Origin of the sequence: Brotocaccenecus cirricatena, assembly GCF_020687045.1 — a bacterium.
GTDB lineage: Bacteria > Bacillota > Clostridia > Oscillospirales > Oscillospiraceae > Vescimonas > Vescimonas cirricatena.
The window spans coordinates 1-20,310 of record NZ_JAJEPW010000025.1 but is presented as its reverse complement, the minus strand read 5'-3'; the positions used below and the strand labels follow the sequence as shown (position 1 = coordinate 20,310).

General features: G+C 62.7%; 21 protein-coding genes and 1 other annotated feature. Of the genes, 17 read left to right on the top strand and 4 right to left on the bottom strand.

Features of this window, described 5'->3' with window-relative positions; genetic code table 11:
• Positions 1–330: 330 nt before the first annotated feature.
• Positions 331–2,961, bottom strand: coding sequence for a valine--tRNA ligase (locus LKD37_RS09450; protein WP_302928972.1), 2,631 nt, complete (start codon positions 2,959–2,961; stop codon positions 331–333).
• A 62-nt stretch (positions 2,962–3,023) separates the two neighbouring features.
• Positions 3,024–3,254 (bottom strand) — a binding site (T-box leader).
• Positions 3,255–3,409: 155 nt separating this feature from the next.
• Between LKD37_RS09450 and LKD37_RS09445 the strand changes: the two genes are divergently transcribed.
• Positions 3,410–4,066: a VTT domain-containing protein gene (locus LKD37_RS09445; protein ID WP_302928971.1), complete on the top strand. Its 657-nt coding sequence runs from the start codon at positions 3,410–3,412 to the stop codon at positions 4,064–4,066.
• On the opposite strand, the gene LKD37_RS09440 is transcribed toward LKD37_RS09445, so the two are convergent.
• From LKD37_RS09440 to obgE, 3 genes are all read right to left on the bottom strand, one after another.
• Positions 4,045–4,299 (bottom strand): barstar family protein, encoded by a 255-nt coding sequence (locus LKD37_RS09440; RefSeq protein ID WP_302928970.1) that lies wholly within the window; start codon positions 4,297–4,299, stop codon positions 4,045–4,047. The genes LKD37_RS09445 and LKD37_RS09440 overlap by 22 nt on opposite strands.
• 2 nt (positions 4,300–4,301) lie before the next feature.
• Positions 4,302–4,769, bottom strand: a complete 468-nt coding sequence (locus LKD37_RS09435; RefSeq protein ID WP_302928969.1) for a ribonuclease domain-containing protein — start codon at positions 4,767–4,769, stop codon at positions 4,302–4,304.
• Between the two features lie 220 nt (positions 4,770–4,989).
• Positions 4,990–6,270 carry a GTPase ObgE gene (gene obgE / locus LKD37_RS09430; RefSeq protein WP_302928968.1) on the bottom strand — a complete coding sequence of 427 codons (1,281 nt, stop codon included), beginning with the start codon at positions 6,268–6,270 and terminating at the stop codon, positions 4,990–4,992.
• Between the two features lie 257 nt (positions 6,271–6,527).
• Between obgE and rplS the strand changes: the two genes are divergently transcribed.
• From rplS to LKD37_RS09350, 16 genes are all read left to right on the top strand, one after another.
• Positions 6,528–6,869 carry a 50S ribosomal protein L19 gene (gene rplS, locus LKD37_RS09425; protein WP_022177693.1) on the top strand — a complete coding sequence of 114 codons (342 nt, stop codon included), beginning with the start codon at positions 6,528–6,530 and terminating at the stop codon, positions 6,867–6,869.
• A 119-nt stretch (positions 6,870–6,988) separates the two neighbouring features.
• The gene (gene ylqF, locus LKD37_RS09420; protein ID WP_302928993.1) at positions 6,989–7,855 is read left to right on the top strand and encodes a ribosome biogenesis GTPase YlqF; all 867 of its coding nucleotides are present in this window, start codon (positions 6,989–6,991) and stop codon (positions 7,853–7,855) included.
• On the top strand, positions 7,852–8,478 hold the full coding sequence (gene rnhB / locus LKD37_RS09415) for a ribonuclease HII (protein WP_302928967.1): 627 nt from the start codon (positions 7,852–7,854) through the stop codon (positions 8,476–8,478). The genes ylqF and rnhB overlap by 4 nt, the downstream gene beginning before the upstream one ends.
• Positions 8,475–8,831 (top strand): YraN family protein, encoded by a 357-nt coding sequence (locus LKD37_RS09410; RefSeq protein WP_302928966.1) that lies wholly within the window; start codon positions 8,475–8,477, stop codon positions 8,829–8,831. Before rnhB ends, LKD37_RS09410 begins: the two co-directional genes overlap by 4 nt.
• Positions 8,832–8,839: 8 nt before the next feature.
• Positions 8,840–9,769 carry a dipeptidase gene (locus LKD37_RS09405; protein ID WP_302928965.1) on the top strand — a complete coding sequence of 310 codons (930 nt, stop codon included), beginning with the start codon at positions 8,840–8,842 and terminating at the stop codon, positions 9,767–9,769.
• A gap of 31 nt (positions 9,770–9,800) precedes the next feature.
• Positions 9,801–10,490, top strand: coding sequence for a metallophosphoesterase (locus LKD37_RS09400; RefSeq protein ID WP_302928964.1), 690 nt, complete (start codon positions 9,801–9,803; stop codon positions 10,488–10,490).
• A gap of 89 nt (positions 10,491–10,579) precedes the next feature.
• A complete protein-coding gene (tig, locus tag LKD37_RS09395; protein WP_302928963.1) occupies positions 10,580–11,914 on the top strand; it encodes a trigger factor in 1,335 nt (444 codons plus the stop codon).
• An 81-nt stretch (positions 11,915–11,995) separates the two neighbouring features.
• On the top strand, positions 11,996–12,577 hold the full coding sequence (gene clpP / locus LKD37_RS09390) for an ATP-dependent Clp endopeptidase proteolytic subunit ClpP (RefSeq protein ID WP_022177684.1): 582 nt from the start codon (positions 11,996–11,998) through the stop codon (positions 12,575–12,577).
• Between the two features lie 3 nt (positions 12,578–12,580).
• Positions 12,581–13,840, top strand: a complete 1,260-nt coding sequence (clpX, locus tag LKD37_RS09385) for an ATP-dependent Clp protease ATP-binding subunit ClpX (RefSeq protein ID WP_302928962.1) — start codon at positions 12,581–12,583, stop codon at positions 13,838–13,840.
• A gap of 81 nt (positions 13,841–13,921) precedes the next feature.
• Positions 13,922–16,291 carry an endopeptidase La gene (lon, locus tag LKD37_RS09380; protein WP_302928961.1) on the top strand — a complete coding sequence of 790 codons (2,370 nt, stop codon included), beginning with the start codon at positions 13,922–13,924 and terminating at the stop codon, positions 16,289–16,291.
• A gap of 16 nt (positions 16,292–16,307) precedes the next feature.
• Positions 16,308–16,901, top strand: coding sequence for a ribosome biogenesis GTP-binding protein YihA/YsxC (gene yihA / locus LKD37_RS09375; RefSeq protein WP_302928960.1), 594 nt, complete (start codon positions 16,308–16,310; stop codon positions 16,899–16,901).
• A gap of 122 nt (positions 16,902–17,023) precedes the next feature.
• Positions 17,024–17,443: a hypothetical protein gene (locus LKD37_RS09370; protein ID WP_302928959.1), complete on the top strand. Its 420-nt coding sequence runs from the start codon at positions 17,024–17,026 to the stop codon at positions 17,441–17,443.
• Between the two features lie 12 nt (positions 17,444–17,455).
• Positions 17,456–18,352: a hypothetical protein gene (locus LKD37_RS09365; protein ID WP_302928958.1), complete on the top strand. Its 897-nt coding sequence runs from the start codon at positions 17,456–17,458 to the stop codon at positions 18,350–18,352.
• Positions 18,353–18,356: 4 nt separating this feature from the next.
• Positions 18,357–19,262, top strand: coding sequence for a hypothetical protein (locus LKD37_RS09360; protein WP_302928957.1), 906 nt, complete (start codon positions 18,357–18,359; stop codon positions 19,260–19,262).
• Positions 19,255–20,088: a DUF3137 domain-containing protein gene (locus LKD37_RS09355; RefSeq protein WP_302928956.1), complete on the top strand. Its 834-nt coding sequence runs from the start codon at positions 19,255–19,257 to the stop codon at positions 20,086–20,088. Before LKD37_RS09360 ends, LKD37_RS09355 begins: the two co-directional genes overlap by 8 nt.
• A 4-nt stretch (positions 20,089–20,092) precedes the next feature.
• The gene (locus LKD37_RS09350) at positions 20,093–20,275 is read left to right on the top strand and encodes a hypothetical protein (RefSeq protein WP_302928955.1); all 183 of its coding nucleotides are present in this window, start codon (positions 20,093–20,095) and stop codon (positions 20,273–20,275) included.
• Positions 20,276–20,310: the final 35 nt, after the last annotated feature.

Sequence of the window (20,310 nt, the reverse complement as noted above, 5' to 3'; positions counted from 1 at the left end):
CCTGAAAAAAATCACCGCAGATCATTCGATCTGCGGTGATTATCTTGTTCCAAAAGAACGCTGTTCTTTTGGAACAAGGAGATTCTCGCTCCACCCCGTGCGTTCCGCCTGGCCCTTGGCCAAGCGGAACACACTCTCTCCGCGCAAAGTGTTTTTCGCGAAGTACACGCCGCCGCGAAAAACGAATGGAATCTTCTTCACAGCCTGCGGGCCGTGAACTCTGCGAGGCTTTTGGGATAAAGCAACAATCACCGCAGATCGTTCGATCTGCGGTGATTATATCATATTGGGGATTTCGTTTTCTGTCGGAAGCCGCCGGGGCGGGAAAAATCAGCCGCGCATGGCCTGGGCGGATTCCTCCAGCTTGGCAATCAGGGCCCGGGCCTTATCGGCCTTCTCCCGCTCGGCGTTGACCACCGCCTCGGGGGCCTTGGACACGAAGCTCTCGTTCTGCAGCTTCTTCTCGATCCGCTCCAGGTTCTCCCGGGCCTTGGTCAGCTCCTTCTGGATGCGCTCCAGCTCCTTCTCAATATCCACCAGCTCCGCCAGAGGCAGGTACATGGTGGCATCGTGAGTGGACACCGTCACCATACCGTTCAGGTCCTGGGGCGCCTGGCTGCCCACCTCCACCTCGCTGGCATAGGCCAGACGGGTGATGAAGTTCTGGCCGCCGGCGTAGATCTCCGGGGTCTGGCTGGCGATGATGATCTTGGCCTTCCGGGACGGCGGCACATTCATCTCGGCCCGGCGGGCACGGACGGCGGAAATGGCGTCCTTCACGGCCTCCATGGCCTGCTCCTCCCGGGCGAAGGCAAACTCCTCCCGATAGGTGGGCCACTGCGCCCGGATCAGATACTCGCCCTGGTGGGGCAGCGCCTGCCAGATCTCCTCGGTGATGAAGGGCATGAAGGGATGCAGCAGCTCCAGCACCCGCAGCAGCACATAGCACAGCACGTTCTGGGCCGCCAGCTTGGCCTCCTGGTCCTCGCCGTACAGGCGGGTCTTGGTCAGCTCGATATACCAGTCGCAGTAGGTGTCCCAGATGAAGTCGTAGATCTTGGCGGAGGCCACGCCCAGCTCATAGGCCTCCATGTTGTCGGTGACCTCGCGGATCAGGGTGTTCAGCTTGCTGAGGACCCACTTGTCCTCCAGCTCCAGCTTCTCCGGCAGCTCCACTTGGTCGATGGTCAGGTTCATCATCACATAGCGGGAGGCGTTCCAGATCTTATTGGCGAAGTTGCGCATCGCCTCGCACTTCTCCACGAAGAAGCGCATATCGTTGCCGGGGCTGTTGCCGGTGATCAGGTTGAAGCGCAGGGCGTCCGCGCCAAACTTGTCCGCCATCTCCAGGGGGTCGATGCCGTTGCCCAGGGACTTGGACATCTTGCGGCCCTTGTCGTCCCGGACCAGACCGTGGATCAGAACGGTCTTGAAGGGCTCCTGCTTCATCTGCTCCATGCCGGAGAAGATCATGCGGGCCACCCAGAAGAAGATGATATCATACCCGGTGACCAGCACGGAGGTGGGATACCAATACTGCAGGTCCTTGGTGTCCTTGTCGGGCCAGCCCAGGGTGGAGAAGGGCCACAGAGCGGAGCTGAACCAGGTGTCCAGCACGTCCTCCTCCCGGGTCAGATGGGTGCTGCCGCACTTTTCGCAGCGGGTGGGGTCCTCCCGGCTGACGTTGATGTGGCCGCAGTCGTCGCAGGTCCAGGCGGGGATCTGGTGGCCCCACCACAGCTGGCGGGAGATGCACCAGTCATGGACATTCTCCATCCAGTTGGTATAGGTCTTGGTAAAGCGCTCCGGCACGAACCTGATGGTGCCGTCCTTCACCACCCGGATGGCCTCCTTGGCCAGGGGCGCCATCTTCACAAACCACTGGGCGGAGATCAGCGGCTCCACGTCGTTGTGGCAGCGGTAGCAGGTGCCCACGTTGTGGGAATAATCCTCGGTCTTGATGAGGTAGCCCTGCTCCTCCAGGTCCTTGACGATGGCCTTGCGGCACTCGTAGCGGTCCATGCCGTTGTACTTGCCGCCGTTTTCGTTGATGGTGCCGTCGTCGGCGATGACCCGGATCACCTCCAGGTTGTGCCGCAGGCCCACCTCGAAGTCGTTGGGGTCGTGGGCGGGGGTCATCTTCACCGCGCCGGTGCCGAAGCCGATCTCGCAGTATTCGTCGCCCACGATGGGGATCTCCCGGTTCATAATGGGCAGGATGCAGGTCTTGCCGATGAGGTGCTTGAACTTCTCGTCCTCGGGGTTCACGGCCACGCCGGTGTCGCCCATCATGGTCTCCGGGCGGGTGGTGGCCACCACGATGTCGCCGCTGCCGTCGGCCAGGGGGTAACGGATATACCACAGGTGGCCGGGCTTGTCGGTATACTCCACCTCGGCGTCGGACAGAGCCGTCAGGCAGTGGGGGCACCAGTTGATGATGCGGCTGCCCTTATAGATCAGGCCCTTGTCATACAGCTCGCAGAAGGTCTCCCGGACGGCCTTGGAGCATCCCTCGTCCATGGTGAAGCGGGACCGGTCCCAGTCGCAGGAGGAGCCCATCTTCTTCTGCTGCTCCACAATGCGGTTGCCGTACTTTTCCTTCCAGGCCCACACGCGCTCCAGGAACTTCTCCCGGCCCAGGTCATAGCGGGTCAGGCCCTCCTGGCGCAGGTTCTCCTCCACCTTGATCTGGGTGGCGATACCGGCGTGGTCCGTGCCGGGCAGCCACAGGGCCTCATACCCCTGCATCCGCTTGAAGCGGATGAGGATGTCCTGCAGGGTGGCGTCCATGGCGTGGCCCATGTGCAGCTGGCCGGTGACGTTGGGGGGCGGCATCACGATGGAAAAGGGCTTCTTGTCGGGATTCGGCTCCGCCTTGAAGCAGCCGCCGTCCATCCACATCTGGTAGATCCGGGGCTCCACCTGCCGGGGATCGTACACCTTGGGTAATTCTTTTCGCATAGCTATTCTCCTTGTCTGAGTATTTGGCAAAACAAAAAGGCCCGCTCCGTTTTGCCATAGCAAAACAGGGCGAACCGTAAAAAGTCCGTGGTACCACCTGTATTCGGGAAATCCCGCACTCATGGGCGCGGAAAACGCCCTGTCCCGATAACGGAGGACATGCCGTTGCAGCCTACTGTCAGTTCAGCCCAAGGCTCCGGGACGACTTGGGCGGCGCATCACGGGAGCTTCCACCAACCGCTCCCTCTCTCGGCATCCGCAGACCGCCTACTGCTTCCCATCACAGCCGTTTTCAATATGTGGGCATTTTACACCATTCCCGGAAAATTGTCAACTATTCCTTTGCCCGGGATTCAGAATTTGTTCAAAATCCCGCCGCATACTTGATTTGTTCACAAAATTATGGTATAAATTCTTCTATATTTTATCCAAGGAGGCTGTGCCATCCATGAAAAAGACCCTGCGGGACTATCTGCCCATCCTGCTGATGTTGCTGTGCACGGCAGGCTTCGGCATCCTGCTGCTGACAGGCGTGCTGGACCTGAACACCATTCCCCAGCTGGTGGACCACCGGCCCGGTCTGGCGGTGGCGGTGATCCTGGCCCTGTTCGCGGTGAAGGGCATCTCCGGCGTGGTGGTATACAACGCGCTGGTGGTGGTTGTGTCGCTGATCTTCCCGCTTCCGGCGGCCCTGGCCATCAACGCCGTGGGCACGGCCCTGTGCCTGTCCATCTCCTATTGGATCGGCCGCTCCACCCGCACCGAGAGCCTGGAGGGCCTGCTGAACAAGCACCCCAAGCTCCAGAAATATTTCGCCGCCACCCAGGAATACGGCTTCGTCTCCTGCTTCGCCATCCATATGCTGGGGCTGAACATGGAGGTGCTGGGGGTGCTGTTCGGCATGATGCGGCTGAATTACTGGTCGTATCTGGCCTCGTCGTGGCTGGCCATCATGCCGGGCATGGTGTGCTTCTGCATTCTGGGCAACAACCTGGATTTCCGCAATCCGGTGTTCTGGGCCCTGCTGATCGCGGACGGTCTGCTGATTCTGGGCGCCCTGTGGTACACCCGGCACAAGCTGGGTCAGTCCTCCAAGCGCACCTGAAGCAGCTCGTTCTCCTCCGCCGCGTCCCGCAGCACCGCCAGCGCCCGCTGCATATAGTCCTCCTCCGGCCAATTCTCCACATGGATGGTGGTGGGCACGGACAGGTCCGTCAGGCAGTCATACAGGGCGTCCAGGCTGCGGCCGTACCATTCCGGCAGCTCCAGCGCCTCTGACAGGGCGTCGTGCAGCTGTTCCCGGTTGGTGATGTCATTTCCGTTCAGGTGGATCTGCATAGTCATTCTCCTCCATACAGCAGTTCAAAGGTCTTGTAGTGATCGCCGGTGTAGTAGATCAGGCCGTCGTTGGAAAACACGATGCGCTCCGCTCCCCGGGAATCGGCCCCCAGGGTGTTGATGTCGCACTCGGTCCAGGTGCGGCCGTCGGCCTCCGGCAGCAGGCCCTCATAATTGCCGAACCGGCTGCCGCCGATGCAGCAGCCCGGGGCGTAGGGCTCCAGGGAGCCTCCGGTCCAGCCCAGCTGCTGGGCCTCTTTTTTTGTGATGAAATTGTCCGGCAGGCGGCCATACAGGTGGATATACAGCGCCACATCCTCTTTTGTGGTGTATGTATCCTCCCGGGCCAGCTGCTGCTCCTGCTTCGGGTCGGCCGGCGGGTCCTGCTCCTCCGGCAGCATCACAAAGCTGCACGCCGTCAGGGACAGCGCCATCACCAGCGCCAGCAGAAGCGCCGTCAATTTTTTCATGGAATTCCCCCCTTTCCGTGTTTTGTCAGTATAACATATCCCGCTCCGTTGTGCAACCGAAACAATTCCCCTCCGGTGATTTTCCGGCTTTTGCCGCATTTCGCACAAGGTAGCGAGATGAAGTCGTTTCGTTCATATGGCGCATAATGATCCCGCTTCATCGCAAAAATAACATCAGAGGCCCCAAAAAAGCCGCCGGTTCAGGAACCGGCGGCTTTTTTCAGCGCTGATACTCAAATTCCAGGTTGTACATGGACACAATGTCGCCGTCCTGGATGCCCATGCGCTCCAGCTGGTCAAACAGGCCGGACTGGCGCAGCATCTTGTCGAAGTACATACGGCTTTCGTAGTCGGAGAAGTTGATGTTGGCCATCAGCCGCTGCAGCCACGGGCCCTCCACCAGCCAGGTGTTGTCCTCCTGCTGGATGTTGAGAGGCTCGGAGGTGTCGATCTGGGGCGGGCGGGGGACATACTCCGGCTCGTACACCGCCACCGGCGGCAGCTCCGCCAGCCGGGCGGCAATGGCCTGCACCAGCTCCCGGGTACCCTGGTGGGTGGCGGCGGACATGGCCATGAACGTGTAGCCCGCCTCCTCCACATGGACACGGAAGGCGTCCAGCTGGGCGGGGTCCGCCAGCAGGTCCGTCTTGTTGGCCACCACGATCTGGGGCCGGTCCGCCAGCTCCGGACTGTACTGCCGCAGCTCCTGGTTGATGGCGTCAAAGTCGGCGATGGGGTCCCGGCCCTCGCTGCCGGACACGTCCACCAGGTGGACCAGCAGGCGGCAGCGGTCGATGTGCCGCAGGAAGTCGTGGCCCAGGCCCGCGCCCTCGCTGGCTCCCTCGATGATGCCGGGGATATCGGCCATGACGAAGGACACGCCCTCGTCCACATACACCACGCCCAGGTTGGGGTACAGGGTGGTGAAGTGGTAGTTGGCGATTTTGGGGTGGGCCTTGGACACCACGCTCAGCAGGGTGCTCTTTCCCACGTTGGGGAAGCCCACCAGTCCCACGTCCGCCAGCAGCTTCAGCTCCAGCACCACGTCGTGGCTCTCGCCGGGCAGGCCCGCCTTGGCAAAGCGGGGCACCTGACGGGTGGGGGTGGCGAAATGCTGGTTGCCCCAGCCGCCCCGGCCGCCCTTGCACAGCACAAAGGGCTGGTCGTCGGACATATCCTTGATGATCTCGCCGGTTTCGGCGTCCCGGATCAGGGTGCCCCGGGGCACGCGGATGGTCAGACTCTGGCCGTCCTTGCCGCTTTTGCGGCCGCCCTGGCCGTCTACACCGTTGGCCGCCACATATTTGCGCTTATAGCGGAAGTCCATCAGCGTGGACATATTGTCGTCCACCCGGACGATGATGCTGCCGCCGTCGCCGCCGTCGCCGCCGTCGGGGCCGCCTGCGGCGATGTATTTTTCCCGGTGAAAGGCGACGGCTCCGTTGCCGCCGTTTCCGGCCCGGACGGTGATGCGGGCCTTATCAATGAATCCATTTGCCATATCGTTACCTCATCTGAAAGAATACGTTTTTATCTTACCCATTTTACAGGAAAAACGCCGTCCCGTCAAGATGCGTCTGCTTCCCTGACGACGACTCTTTTTTTCAGGGAAAGCGCAAAAAAAGCTTGCAAAACCGGCTCGGATGTGATATCCTATCATGGCGTAAAAAGGGCGGTCCTCTGCCGCCGGGGTCCGGAACGAGTCGGACGCCGCATACATGACGGCACGAACGCCTATATAAACAGGAGGAAATATCCATGGATCTGATCAAAGCACTGAACAAAGAGCAGCTGGAGAAGGAAGTTCCCCAGGTGCAGGTGGGCGATACCGTCCGCGTGCACGTGAAGGTCAAGGAAGGCGCCCGCGAGCGTATCCAGGTCTTCGAGGGCACCGTCATTGCCAAGAAGCACGGCGGCATTGAGGAGACCTTCACCGTCCGTCGTATCTCCTACGGCGTGGGCGTGGAAAAGGTGTTCCCCGTGCACTCCCCCTCCATCGCCACCATCGAAGTGGTCCGCCACGGCTTCGTGCGCCGCGCCAAGCTGTACTATCTGCGTGACCGCGTTGGTAAGGCTGCCAAGGTCAAGGAGAAGCTGTAAGCTGTATCCCCCGAAAAAAGAACGAACGCCCGCAGACAGCGGGCGTTTTTTCTTTTGCCAAGCGGCGGAAAATATGATATAATTTCTTAGTTACGAAGGAAATACGAGAGGTGAACGACATGCAGGTTGATAATCTGAGCTGGTTCCCCGGGCACATGACCAAGACCCGGCGGATGATCACGGCGGAGATCAAAAATATGGACGCCGTGTGCGAGATTCTGGACGCGCGCATTCCCCTGTCCAGCCGGAACCCGGATGTGGACGAGCTGACGGCGGGCAAGCCCCGGCTGGTGGTCCTGAACCGGGTGGACCAGGCGGACCCCGGCGAGACCCGGCGCTGGACGGCTTATTTCCGGGAAAAGGGCTATGCTGTGCTGGAGGCCAATGCCAAGGGCGGCGCAGGCACCGCCCAGTTTGCCGCCGCTGTCCGGGAGCTGCTGCGGGACAAGCTGGCCGCCTGGGCCCAGCGGGGCCAGGCGGGCCGCACCGTGCGGGTCATGGTGCTGGGGATCCCCAACGTGGGCAAGTCCACCTTTATTAATAAGGTAGCCCGCCGCAAAACCGCCCGGGCCGAGGACCGGCCCGGCGTCACCCGCAGCAAGCAGTGGGTGCCGGTGGACAGCACTCTGGAGCTGCTGGACACCCCGGGCATTCTGTGGCCCCGGTTTGACGACCCGGAGGTGGGCAAGCGCCTGGCCTTCACCGGTGCCATCAAGGACGACGTGGTGGACATGGAGGAGCTGGCCTGCTATCTCATGGACTATCTGGGCCGGCGGTATGCGCCGGTGCTGGAGGATCGGTACAAGATCGACGTGCAGCCGGAGGACAGCGGGTATGACCTGCTGGAAAAGGCCGGGCGGAAGCGGGGCTTCCTTATGCGGGGGGCCCAGGTGGACACCCAGCGCATGGCCCGGGTGCTGCTGGACGAGTTCCGGGGCGGCAAGCTGGGCCGGTTCACCCTGGAGACTGTGGAGGATGCGCAATGAAGCCGGATGAATCCCTGGAGCAGGCGGCCCGGCAGCGGGGCTATGCCATTGTGTGCGGCTGTGACGAGGCCGGTGCAGGACCCCTGATGGGTCCCGTGTGCGCGGGAGCGGTGATTTTGCCGCCGGGCTGCAATATCCCGGGACTGGACGACTCCAAGAAGCTGACGGAGAAAAAGCGCGAGGCCCTGTATGCCCTCATCACCGAGCGGGCTGCGGCCTGGGCGGTGGCCTCCGTCAGCGCGGCGGAGATCGACGCCACGGATATTTTAAGCGCCCGGATCCGGGCCATGGCGCTGGCCATCGAGGCCCTGACCCTCCGCCCGGACTACGTTCTGATCGACGGCAACCGGGACCATGGGCGGTGCGCCTCCATCGACCTCCCCCATGAGACGGTGGTAGGCGGCGACGGACGCAGCGTATCCATTGCGGCGGCGTCCATCCTGGCCAAGGTCACCCGGGACCGGTACGTGACGCAGGTGCTGGACCGGGAATATCCCCAGTATCTGTTTGCCCAGCACAAGGGCTACGGCACGAAGCTGCACTACGCCATGCTGGACCAATACGGTCCCTGCCCGGAGCACCGGCAGTCGTTTCTGAAAAAGTGGAAGGAGCGGCAGTCATGAGCCGGGCCGAGGGCACCTGGGGCGAGGCGGAGGTGGCCAACTATCTGCGCCGCCGGGGCTACACCCTGCTGGCCCACGGGTTTCACTGCCGGTTCGGGGAGATCGACCTGATCGCCCGAAAGGACGGCGTGCTGTGCTTCGTGGAGGTCAAGACCCGGACCAATCTGTCCTGCGGCCTGCCCCGGGAGTACGTGACGCCCCAGAAGCAGCAGCGGCTGCGGAAAACGGCGGCGTGGTATCTGATGGTGAAGGACCTGGACTGCCCCGCCCGCTTCGACGTGGCGGAGGTGTACGCTGAGGGTCCGCATCCCCAAAAGGCCAGCCGCATAGAGTACATTGAGAACGCATTCTGAGGTGACGTATGGAACATATTCCCTATTTTGACGCGCATTGCGATACCATTTACCGGTGCCTGCGGACCGGAGCGCAGCTGCGGGAAAACGATGCTCATCTGGATCTGCACCGGGCGTCGAGCTTCGGGCGGTTCGCCCAGGTGTTCGCCCTGTATCAGGACCCGGAGGAGCTTCCCCGGGGCAGCACCATGGTCCGGGAGGGACAACTCCTGCATCAGAAGTTCCTGCGGGAGATGGAGCAGAACCGGGACGTCATTGTCCACTGCCGCACCGGCGCAGAGGTGGACCGGGCCGCGGCAGACGGGAAAATGGCGGCGATTCTCTCCATAGAGGGGGCCGAGCTCATAGGCTGCGACCCGGGACAGGTGGAGACGGCGGCGGAATGGGGTGTGCGGTTTCTCAACCCCGTGTGGAACTGGCCCAATGTCCTGTCCGGCGCCAACTGCCGGGACACGGATCGGGGCCTCTCCCCTCTTGGCGCCGACTTCCTGCGGCAGCTGGAGGCGTTTCATATTTATCCCGACGTGTCCCACATCAGTGATCCCGGCTTCTGGGATGTGGTGCGCCTGGCCCGGGGGCCGGTGGTGGCCACCCACTCCAACAGCCGGGCCCTGTGCCCCCACCGGCGCAACCTTACCGATGACATGTTCCGGGCCATCCGGGACAGCGGCGGCGTGGTGGGGCTGAATCTGTACCGGCCGTTTGTGGGTCCGGCGGGCACCATGGAGGAGCTGGTGGCCCATGTGGAGCACTTTCTGTCCCTGGACGGGGAGAAAATCCTGTGCCTGGGCGGCGACCTGGACGGCTGCGAGGAGCTGGCCGCCGGAATGCAGGGCGTCCAGGACATGCCCCGCCTGTGGCAGGCCCTGGCAGCCCGGGGCTATCCCCGGCAGCTGCTGAAGGACCTGTTCTGGAACAATCTGCGGCGGCTGATATAACGATATACTATAATAAGGAAGGAGGTGCCGTATGGCGCTGTATGCCATTGGCGATCTGCATCTGTCCCTGGGGTCCGACAAGCCCATGGAGATCTTCGGGGACGGCTGGAAGGACTATGTGGCCCGCATCCGGGAGGGATTCTCCGTGCTGACGGAGGACGATGTCACCGTGCTGTGCGGCGACCTGTCCTGGGGCATGAGCCTGGAGGAATCGCTGGAGGATTTCCGGTTCATCGACGCCCTGCCGGGAAAGAAGTACCTGCTCAAGGGCAACCACGACTATTGGTGGAACACCGCCGCCAAAATGGAGCGCTTTTTCGCCGAAAACGGCCTGACCACCATGGAGATCCTCCACAACAACTGCCGGTTCTACGGGGACACGGCTCTGTGCGGTACCCGGGGCTGGTTCTATGAGCTGGATAACCAGGGCACCCACAACGAAAAGGTTCTGCTGCGGGAGATCGGGCGGCTGGAAACCTCCCTGAAGGCGGCGGGAGATCACGAGAAGCTGTGCTTTCTTCACTACCCGCCTCTGTACCAGGGGTACCAGTGCCCGGAGATTCTGCGGCTGCTGCGGGAATACGGCGTGAAGGTGTGCTGCTACGGCCATCTCCACGGTCCCTCCCACCGCCGGGCCCTGCAGGGAGAACGGGGCGGAACCTCGTTTTTCATGGTGTCCGGGGACTATTTGGGCTTTCATCCCAAAAAAATTTGTGATTAGAGCAAAAAAGTGTGGAAATTGAAATTGTTTTCTGCTATTATATAGAATTGCATTGATACGATTTAATGCTGAACGGAGGAAAAATCAAAATGAGTGTAAAATCCTGTGAAAAACTGGACAAGAGCAAGGTCGCACTGACCATCGAAGCAGATGCCGCCGCCTTTGAGGCCGCCATCAACAAGGCGTACCTGCAGCAGCGGTCCAAGATCAGCGTTCCCGGCTTCCGCCCCGGCAAGGCTCCCCGCAAGATGATCGAGAGCATGTACGGCGCAGAGGTCTTCTATGAAGAAGCAGTGAACATCCTGCTGCCCGACGCCTATGAGGCCGCCGTGAAGGAGCAGGAGCTGAAGGTCGTCGGCTATCCCGAGGTGGAGCTGGAGTCCTGCGGCAAGGACGGCGTGGTGTTCAAGTGCACCGTGGCCGTGTATCCCGAGGTGACCCTGGGCCAGTATAAGGGCCTGGAGGCCCCCAAGGCCGAGGTCAACGTCACCGACGAGGACGTGGACAACCGCCTGAACGAGATGGCCGACCGCAACAGCCGTCTGGTCAGCGTGGAGCGCGAGATCCAGAAGGGCGACACCGCCGACATCGACTTCGAGGGCTTCGACAACGGCGTGGCCTTCGACGGCGGCAAGGGCGAGAACTTCGACCTGGAGATCGGCTCCGGCAGCTTCGTCCCCGGCTTCGAGGATCAGCTGGTGGGCATGAAGGCCGGCGAGGAGAAGGACATCGACATCACCTTCCCCGAGAACTACAACCCCGAGCTGGCCGGCAAGCCCGTGGTGTTCCACGTGAAGGTCAACGAGGTCAAGCACAAGGAAGTCCCCGCCATTGACGACGAGTTCGCCAAGGACGTGTCCGAGTTCGACACCCTGGACGAGCTGAAGGCCGACACCCGCAAGCAGCTGACGGACGACCGCGAGGCCGCCGCCCAGCGTGCCTTTGAGGACGCCCTGATGCAGAAGGTGGCCGACGGCATCCAGGCCGACATCCCCGATGAGATGGTGGACGTTCAGGCCCAGCAGATGATGGAGAACTTCCAGCAGCAGCTGGCCGCCCAGGGCATCCCCTTTGACCAGTATCTGAAGATGACCAACACCACCGAGGACGACTTCAAGAAGCAGGCCCATGAGCCCGCCCTGCAGCAGGTCCGCATGGATCTGGCCGTGGCCGCCCTGGTGAAGGCCGAGGAGCTGGAGGCCACCGCCGAGGAGATCGAGGCCGAGATGAAGTCCGTGGCCGATAAGTACGGCATGGACCTGGATACCATCAAGAAGTATCTGCCCGAGGCCGACGTCCGCGAGCAGGTCCTGCGCAGCAAGGCTATCAAGGCCGTGGCCGACGCCGCCGTGGCCGTGGCTCCCGTTGTTGAGGAGACCAAGGAAGAAGCCAAGCAGGAAGAGGAAAAGAAGGACGAGGAATAATTTTTCGTCCCCTGCTTGAGATACTCACCGGGCGGGTATAATGGGGTTGAGTTTCATCTATTTGTACAGGAGGTCATTTCTATGAGTTTAGTCCCTTATGTTGTGGAGCAGACCAACCGGGGCGAGCGTTCCTATGACATCTTTTCCCGGTTGCTGAACGACCGCATCATCTTCCTGGGCGAAGAGGTCAATGATACCACCGCCAGCCTGGTGGTGGCCCAGCTGCTGTATCTGGAGGCCCAGGACCCCGACAAGGATATCCAGATGTACATCAACAGCCCCGGCGGTTCCGTGACCGCGGGTATGGCCATCTACGATACCATGCAGTATATCAAGTGCGACGTGTCCACCATCTGCATCGGCATGGCTGCCAGCATGGGCGCGTTCCTGCTGTCCTCCGGCGCCCGGGGCAAGCGCATTGCCCTGCCCAACGCGGAGATCATGATCCACCAGCCCTCCGCCGGGACCCAGGGTAAGGTCACGGATATGGAGATCGACGTGGAGCATTTCCTGAAGCTGAAAAAGCGCCTGAACCAGATCCTGGCCGACAACACCGGCAAGGACCCCGAGCAGGTGAAGCAGGATTCCGAGCGGGATCACTGGATGCTGGCCGAGGAGGCCCGGGAATACGGCCTGGTGGACAAGGTCATTTACAAGAGGTAACCAATGGCAGACGATAAGAAATCCCTGCGGTGCTCCTTCTGCGGCAAGGCGGAGAACCAGGTGCACCGCATGATCCAGGGCCCCGGCGTGCGCATCTGCGACGAGTGCGTCCAGCTGTGCATGTCCATTCTGGACGATGGGTACGAGCCCGGCCCTGAGGCCGGGTACGAGACCCCGGACCAGCTGCCCACTCCCCGGGAGATCAAAGAGGTGCTGGATCAGTACGTCATCGGCCAGGACGCCGCCAAGGTGGCCCTGTCCGTGGCGGTCTATAACCACTATAAGCGCATTTTCTTCGGCGGCGGCGAGGATGTGGAGCTGCAGAAGAGCAACATCCTGATGATCGGCCCCACAGGCTCCGGCAAGACTCTGTTTGCCCAGACCCTGGCCCGGGTGCTGAAGGTCCCCTTCGCCATCGCCGACGCTACCACCCTCACCGAAGCCGGTTATGTAGGCGACGACGTGGAGAACATCCTGCTGCGGCTGCTGCAGGCGGCGGATTTCGACGTGGAGCTGGCCGAGCACGGCATCATCTATGTGGACGAGATCGACAAGATCGCCCGCAAGAGCGAGAACACCTCCATCACCCGGGACGTGTCCGGCGAGGGCGTGCAGCAGGCACTGCTGAAGATCCTGGAGGGCACCGTGGCCAACGTGCCGCCTCAGGGCGGCCGCAAGCACCCCCATCAGGAGTTCATCCAGGTGGACACCCACAACATTCTGTTCATCTGCGGCGGCGCCTTCGATGGTCTGGAGAAGATCATCGAGCAGCGCACCGACCGCAAGGGCATCGGATTCGACGCCGTGGTGGAAAGCAAGGCCGAGCGTCGGACGGGACAGCTCCTCAAGGAGGTCCAGCCCCACGACCTGCTGAAATTCGGCATCATTCCCGAGCTGGTGGGCCGTCTGCCGGTGATCGCCGCTCTGGACGGGCTGGGCCGGGAGGATCTGGTCCGGATCCTGACGGAGCCGAAGAACGCCCTGGTCAAGCAGTATCAGAAGCTGTTTTCCTATGACGATGTGAAGCTGGTGTTCGAGCCGGAGGCCCTGGAGGCCGTGGCCGACAAGGCCATCGAGCGCAACATCGGCGCCCGGGGCCTGCGGGCCGTCATGGAGGGAGTCCTGACCCCCATCATGTACGACATTCCCTCGGACCACACCATCGAACAGGTGACCATCACCGCCGGGGCCGTCAACGACGGCGCAGCACCTGTGATCCTGCGGGATCCCAGCCGCGGCACCAAGAACGCGCCGGCGTCCTGAAACAAGCACAAAGGGGAGAGACGCGTGCGCCTCTCCCCTCTTGCCCTATTGTACTTTCCCTATCGCAAAGGAGATACCCTTATGACCACACAAAATATGCCGGTGCTGGCTCTGCGGGGGCTGACTGCCTTCCCGGGCCAGACGCTGAGCTTCGACGCGGAGCGTGAGATATCCATCCTGGCCCTGGAAAACGCCATGGAGGGCGACCGGGAGCTGCTGCTGGTGACCCAGCGGGAGATCGGCGTCCAGGACCCCCAGGAGGAGGACCTGTACGAGATCGGCACCGTGTGCCGCATTTTCCAGATCGTCAAGACCTCGGATACCGGGGTACGGGTCATCGCCGGGGGCCTGCACCGGGCGGCCCTGCGCCGCCTGTGGCAGACCAAGCCCTTCCTGCAGGCCAATGTGGAGCTGCTGGAGGACCAGAGCTGGCGGGCCTCGGACCGCACCGAGGCTCTGACCCGGCGGACATACGCCCTGTTTGGCCAGTATCAGGAGCTGGTGGGGAATCTGTCCGACCAGCTGGTGGCCTCCGTGCTGGACATCCGGGACCCCGGCCTGCTGGCGGACACCATCGCCGCCAACATCAACCTCCGGCACCAGGATCGCCAGCGGGTGCTGCAGGAGCTGCATCCCGCCCGGCGGCTGCTGGTGATGAACGAAATTCTGGTGCATGAGGTGGATATCGCCGTCCTGGAGTCGGATATCGACCAGAAGGTCCGCCAGCGGGTGGGCCAGGTCCAGCGGGATATGGTCCTGCGGGAGCAGCTGCACGTTCTGCAGCACGAGCTGGGCGAGGACGGCGACGACGAGCTGTACGAATACGAGGAGAAGATCAACCGCTGCCGGGCCGGTGACGAGGTGCGGGAGAAGCTCATGAAGGAGCTGCACCGCCTGTCCAAGCAGCCCTTCGGCAGCGCCGAGGGGGCCGTCATCCGGAACTATCTGGATGTGTGCCTGGACGTGCCCTGGGGTGTGGAGACCCACGACCGGGCTGACGTGGAACAGGCCCGGAAGATCCTGGACAAGGACCACTACGGCCTGGACAAGGTGAAGGAGCGGATCCTGGAATTCATCGCCGTGCGGCAGCTGAACCCCCAGGCCAAGGGCAAGATCCTCTGCCTGGTGGGCCCCCCGGGCGTGGGCAAAACCTCCATCGCCCTGTCCGTGGCCAAGGCCATGCACCGAAAGCTGTCCCGGCTGAGTCTGGGCGGCATCCGGGACGAGGCGGACATCCGGGGACACCGGAAAACCTACATCGGCGCCATGCCCGGCCGGATCATCGACGCGGTGATCCGCAGCGGCTCCATGAATCCCCTGCTGGTGCTGGATGAGATTGACAAGCTGGCCAGCGATATGCGGGGCGACCCGGCGTCGGCCCTGCTGGAGGTGCTGGACAGCGAACAGAACCACGCCTTCCGGGATCACTTCCTGGAGGTGCCGGTGGACCTGAGCCGGGTGATGTTCATCACCACCGCCAACACCCTGGACACCATCCCCCGTCCCCTGCTGGACCGGATGGAGGTCATCGAGCTCACCAGCTATACCGACGAGGAGAAGCTGCAGATCGCCAAGCGGCATCTGCTGCCCAAGCAGCTGAAGGAGCACGGTCTGAAGAAAACCCAGCTGCGCATCACCGACGACGCCATCCGGCGGGTCATCGCCGCCTACACCAAGGAATCCGGCGTCCGGGTGCTGGAGCGCCAGCTGGGGAAGCTGTGCCGGAAAGCCGCCATGCAGCTGGTGGAGGGCGATGTAAAGCGTGTTGACATTACAGAGAACAATCTGAAAGACCTGCTGGGAACCCAGCAGTACAGCGAGTCCATCCACAGCGACCGGGACCAGGTGGGCGTGGTAAACGGCCTGGCCTGGACCCAGGTAGGCGGCGAAATTCTGGAAGTGGAGGCCCAGGCCTTGGACGGCAGCGGAAAGCTGGAGCTTACCGGCAATCTCGGCAGCGTTATGCAGGAATCCGCCAAGGCCGCCCTGACCTGCCTGCGCAGCCGTTGGGAGGAGCTGGGCCTGCCCCGGGACTTCTATAAGACCAAGGACGTGCATGTCCACTTCCCGGAGGGGGCCGTGCCCAAGGACGGACCCTCGGCGGGTATCGCCATCACCACCGCCATGCTGTCGGCGCTGACCGGACGGCCTGTCCGGGGCAGCGTAGCCATGACCGGCGAGGTGACCCTCCGGGGCCGGGTGCTTCCCATCGGCGGTCTGAAGGAAAAGACCATGGCCGCCCTGCGAAACGGCGTACATACGGTGCTGATTCCCCGGGAAAACGTCAAGGATCTGGACGAGATCGACCAGACCGTCCGGGCCGGTCTGCACTTCATCCCGGTGGACACCGTGGACCAGGTGTTTGCGGCGGCGCTGGTGCCTTCCCGCGGGGAGCACGCCGCCCCCCGTGGCCGCGTATCGGCGGAATCCCCCGCCGCACTATCAGTGTAAAGGAGGAGCGCTTGCCATGACGATCAACTATAACAAGGCGGAATTTATCCGCTCGGCGGTGCGCCCGGAGGCCTTTATCCGGGACGGACGGCCCCAGGTGACCTTTGCCGGGCGATCCAACGTGGGCAAATCCTCCGTCATCAACCGCCTGCTCAACCGGAAGAACTTCGCCCGGGTGGGCGCCACCCCCGGCAAGACCACCCAGGTGAACTATTTCCTCATCGACAACCGGGTGTATCTGACCGATCTGCCCGGCTACGGCTATGCCAAAGTCAGCAAGGAGGAGCGGGACCGCTGGGGACGGCTGATGGAGTCGTATTTCCAGGAGCCGGGCCTCATCTCCCTGGGTGTTCTCATTGTGGACGCCCGGCACAAGCCCACGGCGGACGACGTGACCATGTTCCAGTGGTTCCGGGGCACCGGATGCCCGGTGGTGGTCGTGGCCAACAAGCTGGACAAGCTGAAAAAAAGCGAGATCGAGCCCAATCTGCAGCTGATCCGGGACACCCTGGAGCTGGAGGAGCAGGACTGTCTGGTGCCCTTCTCCGCCGAAAAGGGCACCGGGAAAAACGAACTGCTGTCGGCCATCTCCCAGCGGCTGGGCGTGTGAATCCGGGCCTCCGCAATTCTGCCATCTTTTGCCAAAAACTAACCTTTGGTTAATGGTATTTTATCTGAGTCCACTGTACAATGGATGTACAGTGGACTCATTTTATCAAGGAGGAACGAACCATGCGAAAATTCAGCATTCTCTTGCTTCTGTGCACCCTGATGCTGTGCCTGGCCGCCTGCGGAAATCAGGGGACGACTGACGACGACATCGTCGGCGACGACTGGCGCACCTGGGGCACCATTCAGGACACCGGCACCCTGACTCACGACGGCCAGATGATCGACGTGTGCATCTGCATCACCGATACCGGCGCCGACCTCTACTATGACAGGGCTGAGCAGGAGCTCTACGCCACCGTACAGTTCCCGGTGCCCCTCGACTCTGCCGCCAGCCGCTACCAGGGAACGGACTACAGCGATCTGGACGGCGACGGCAACAGCGACCTGCAGATGTCCTTCGACCAGGACGGCGAGTATGTGACCTACGTCTGGTACTGGAACACGGTCCGGGGCGAGTTCATGGACACGCTGGCGGACTGAGGAGGCTGCTTCATGAGAAAAACGCTTTGGCTGGCGGCTGTGCTGGCGCTGCTGCTGTCCCTGACGGCGTGCAGCGGCGGCGGGGAGGCCCCCTCCCCTGCCGTGCCGGAGGATCAGCGCCAGGTGACGGACGCCAGCGAGCTGGAGGGCAAGTGGTCCTCCCCTTCCGGCAACATCCTGTATTTCGTGTCCGACGACGGGTGCTACTACTACCAGACCTTCTCCGGCCGCACGGGACAGGGCCGCTATGACACCTCCGGCGACGTGCCCATGATCGACTTCGATGACTTCCTGTACGATTTCATCCTGCGGGATGACGGCGTGCTGCTGCCTAACCAGAACGGCAGCGGCGATGCGGAGTCCTTCGACCACTTCACCTTCACCCGCAGCGACGCCCGGGTGGACATCTGGGACATTGCCCAGCTGGACGGCGTGTGGCAGAACGCCCTGGGCGAGACTCTGGTCATCGACTCCCAGCGCATGGAATATCTGGGCTACACCCGCCTGTCCGCCGGCAGCGGGACCATTGTGGACGCCGGGGACGGCAAGGGCCCCTATCTGGCCATGGACGGCTTCCACGCGTACATCTCCCCCGGCCTGGAGGCGGACCGCTTTGCCCTGCTGCCGGATGGGGAAACGGACGGCGACTTCTCCGGCGTGTTCTACCCCTATGGCCAGGTGGCGGCCTATACCGGCCTGCCGGGAGCCAGCTTTGAGCTGGATGAGGACGACCTGTGCCGCTGGTACAGCGACGGACACGACGCCTTCTACATCACCGGCAGCTACACCCTCCACGAGGACGGCCTGGCCTATCGGCAGGACGGGCCGGTGTACGCCGCCGGTTTTGACCCGGTGGATTACGATCCCGCCGAGGACTGGGGCGAAAACTGGATGAACAACTGGGGATAAGATGATGAAAAAACATATTTGTCCTATGTGCGGCGAGCCGCTGAAAAAAGGCTCCACTGCGTGCTCCTGCGGCTATAAGGAGTCCCTGGCGGACCGGGAGCTGCTGCGGCGGCTGGCCCGGTGGGACCGGATGCGGACGGTGTGCTCCGTCATGCTGGTGCTGGGCCTTGTTGCGGGCGGCGTTGTATGGTGGAGGTCCGGCGATATCCGCTGGGGCCTGCTGGCGCTGTTTATCCTGCTGGCTGTGGGCATCATCGGCCTGTGCCGGTGCGACAGCCGCCAGCGGAAGCTGATCTGGGAGCAGATGGGGGACTTTTTCCGGTCGGAGACGGAGCAAGCCTTCGGCCCGGGCACAAGGCTCCCGGAGCTGTTCATTGACGAGGCGGGCATCCGCCGCAGTCGGATGATCGACCGCCGCTGGGAAGAATGCCGGATCAAGAATTACCGCCAGGGCGTCCATCAGGGCGTCCGGTTCGGCGCGGCCAACGTGGAGCTGACCCACAATTTTGAGGAGCACGTGGGCCGGGACGTCAACGACACCATGACCCGGTCCGTGAAGGCTTTCGGCGGTGTGTGGCTGATCTGCGAAACGGAACGGCAGGCCCCGGAGGGCGGCTATCTGTACCGCCGGGAGGACGATACATACGGGCGGGATGCCCTGGAATTGGTCCCCCTGCTGGAAACCCTGGGCCGTCCGGCGGCTGTCCGCTGGGAGGAAAACCGCCTGGAATTGGCGCTGGAATCCACGCTGCCGGTGATGGACCTGCCGGTGGATATCAACGTGCGGGACCTGAACGCCCTGCGCCGCAGCTATCTGGTGTCCCTGCGGTATCTGCAGGGGATCATCGAGGCGCTGCGCCGGTGCGGCGCGTTGTTCGCGGAGCATGAAAAGGAGCAGACAAATGGATAACAATGTGCAGAATATACGCAGCGGCCGGGCGCTGAAGGGCTTCGGAAAGGTCCTGTCCGGTCTGGGCCTGGTTATTGCGGCCATCGGCGCGATATTGGGCGGCGCGGTGCCCGTCATCGTCGTGGGCGTCGTCCTTCTGATCATCGGCGGACTGATGAGCTCCGCCGGCGGCAAGAAGCTGCAGGGCGCGGCCCAGGGCGGTCTGGCTCAGGCGGCTATGGAGCAGGTGCTGGAGGAGGCGGAGTACCGCCCCGGTTCCTGCATCGACGGCGGAAAATTCGCGGAATCCGGTCTGGGCCTGCCCAGTGCCGACAACGTAGGCGGCAGCGGCCTGGTCTGCGGCAAGTACCACGGCCGGCCCCTGGAGATCAGCAATCTGGAGCTTTCCAACACCCAGGCGTACCAGAATCCCGAGACGGAGGTCTGGGAGGACCGGGAGCTTCCCGTTTTCAAGGGCCAGTGGATGGCGGCGGACCTGGGGCGCACTCTCCCTTGCGATGTGCAGGCAGCGCCCAAGGGCAAGCTGGCCCGCCTGCTGGGCCGGGAGGGCTTCACCTCGGAAAATCCGGAGTTTGACCGGCGGTTCAATGTCCGATGCGAAAATCCCACCGCCGGGCAGTCCCTGCTGTCCCCCCGGGTCATGGACCAGCTGCTGAAAATGGGCAGCGTCTCTCTCAGCGTCAAGGCCGACGGCCGCGTGTTTGCGGCCATTCAGACGGACGACCTGCTGTTTGACGCCAGAAAGGGCCGCCCGGAGGGTCTGACCCAGCGCTTTGTGGACCAGCTCCGTGTGTTCACGGACCTGCTGGACGCGCTGAAGGGGTGATGGTATGCCCTTCTGGGGTGCGGCAGTGATATTCGTCCTGGCTGTGGCCGGGTTCGTCATCGGTGCGCTGCGGCTGCGGCAGCGCCGGGGCCTGCGGGCGGCGTGCATGATCGCGTGCGGCCTTCTGGCCGCCGTCAGCGCAGCATATATGGCACTGATCATCATTCTGGTCAGCAGCGTGCGATAGGCTAAAAAGTGGGACAGCGCCGCCATGGCGCTGTC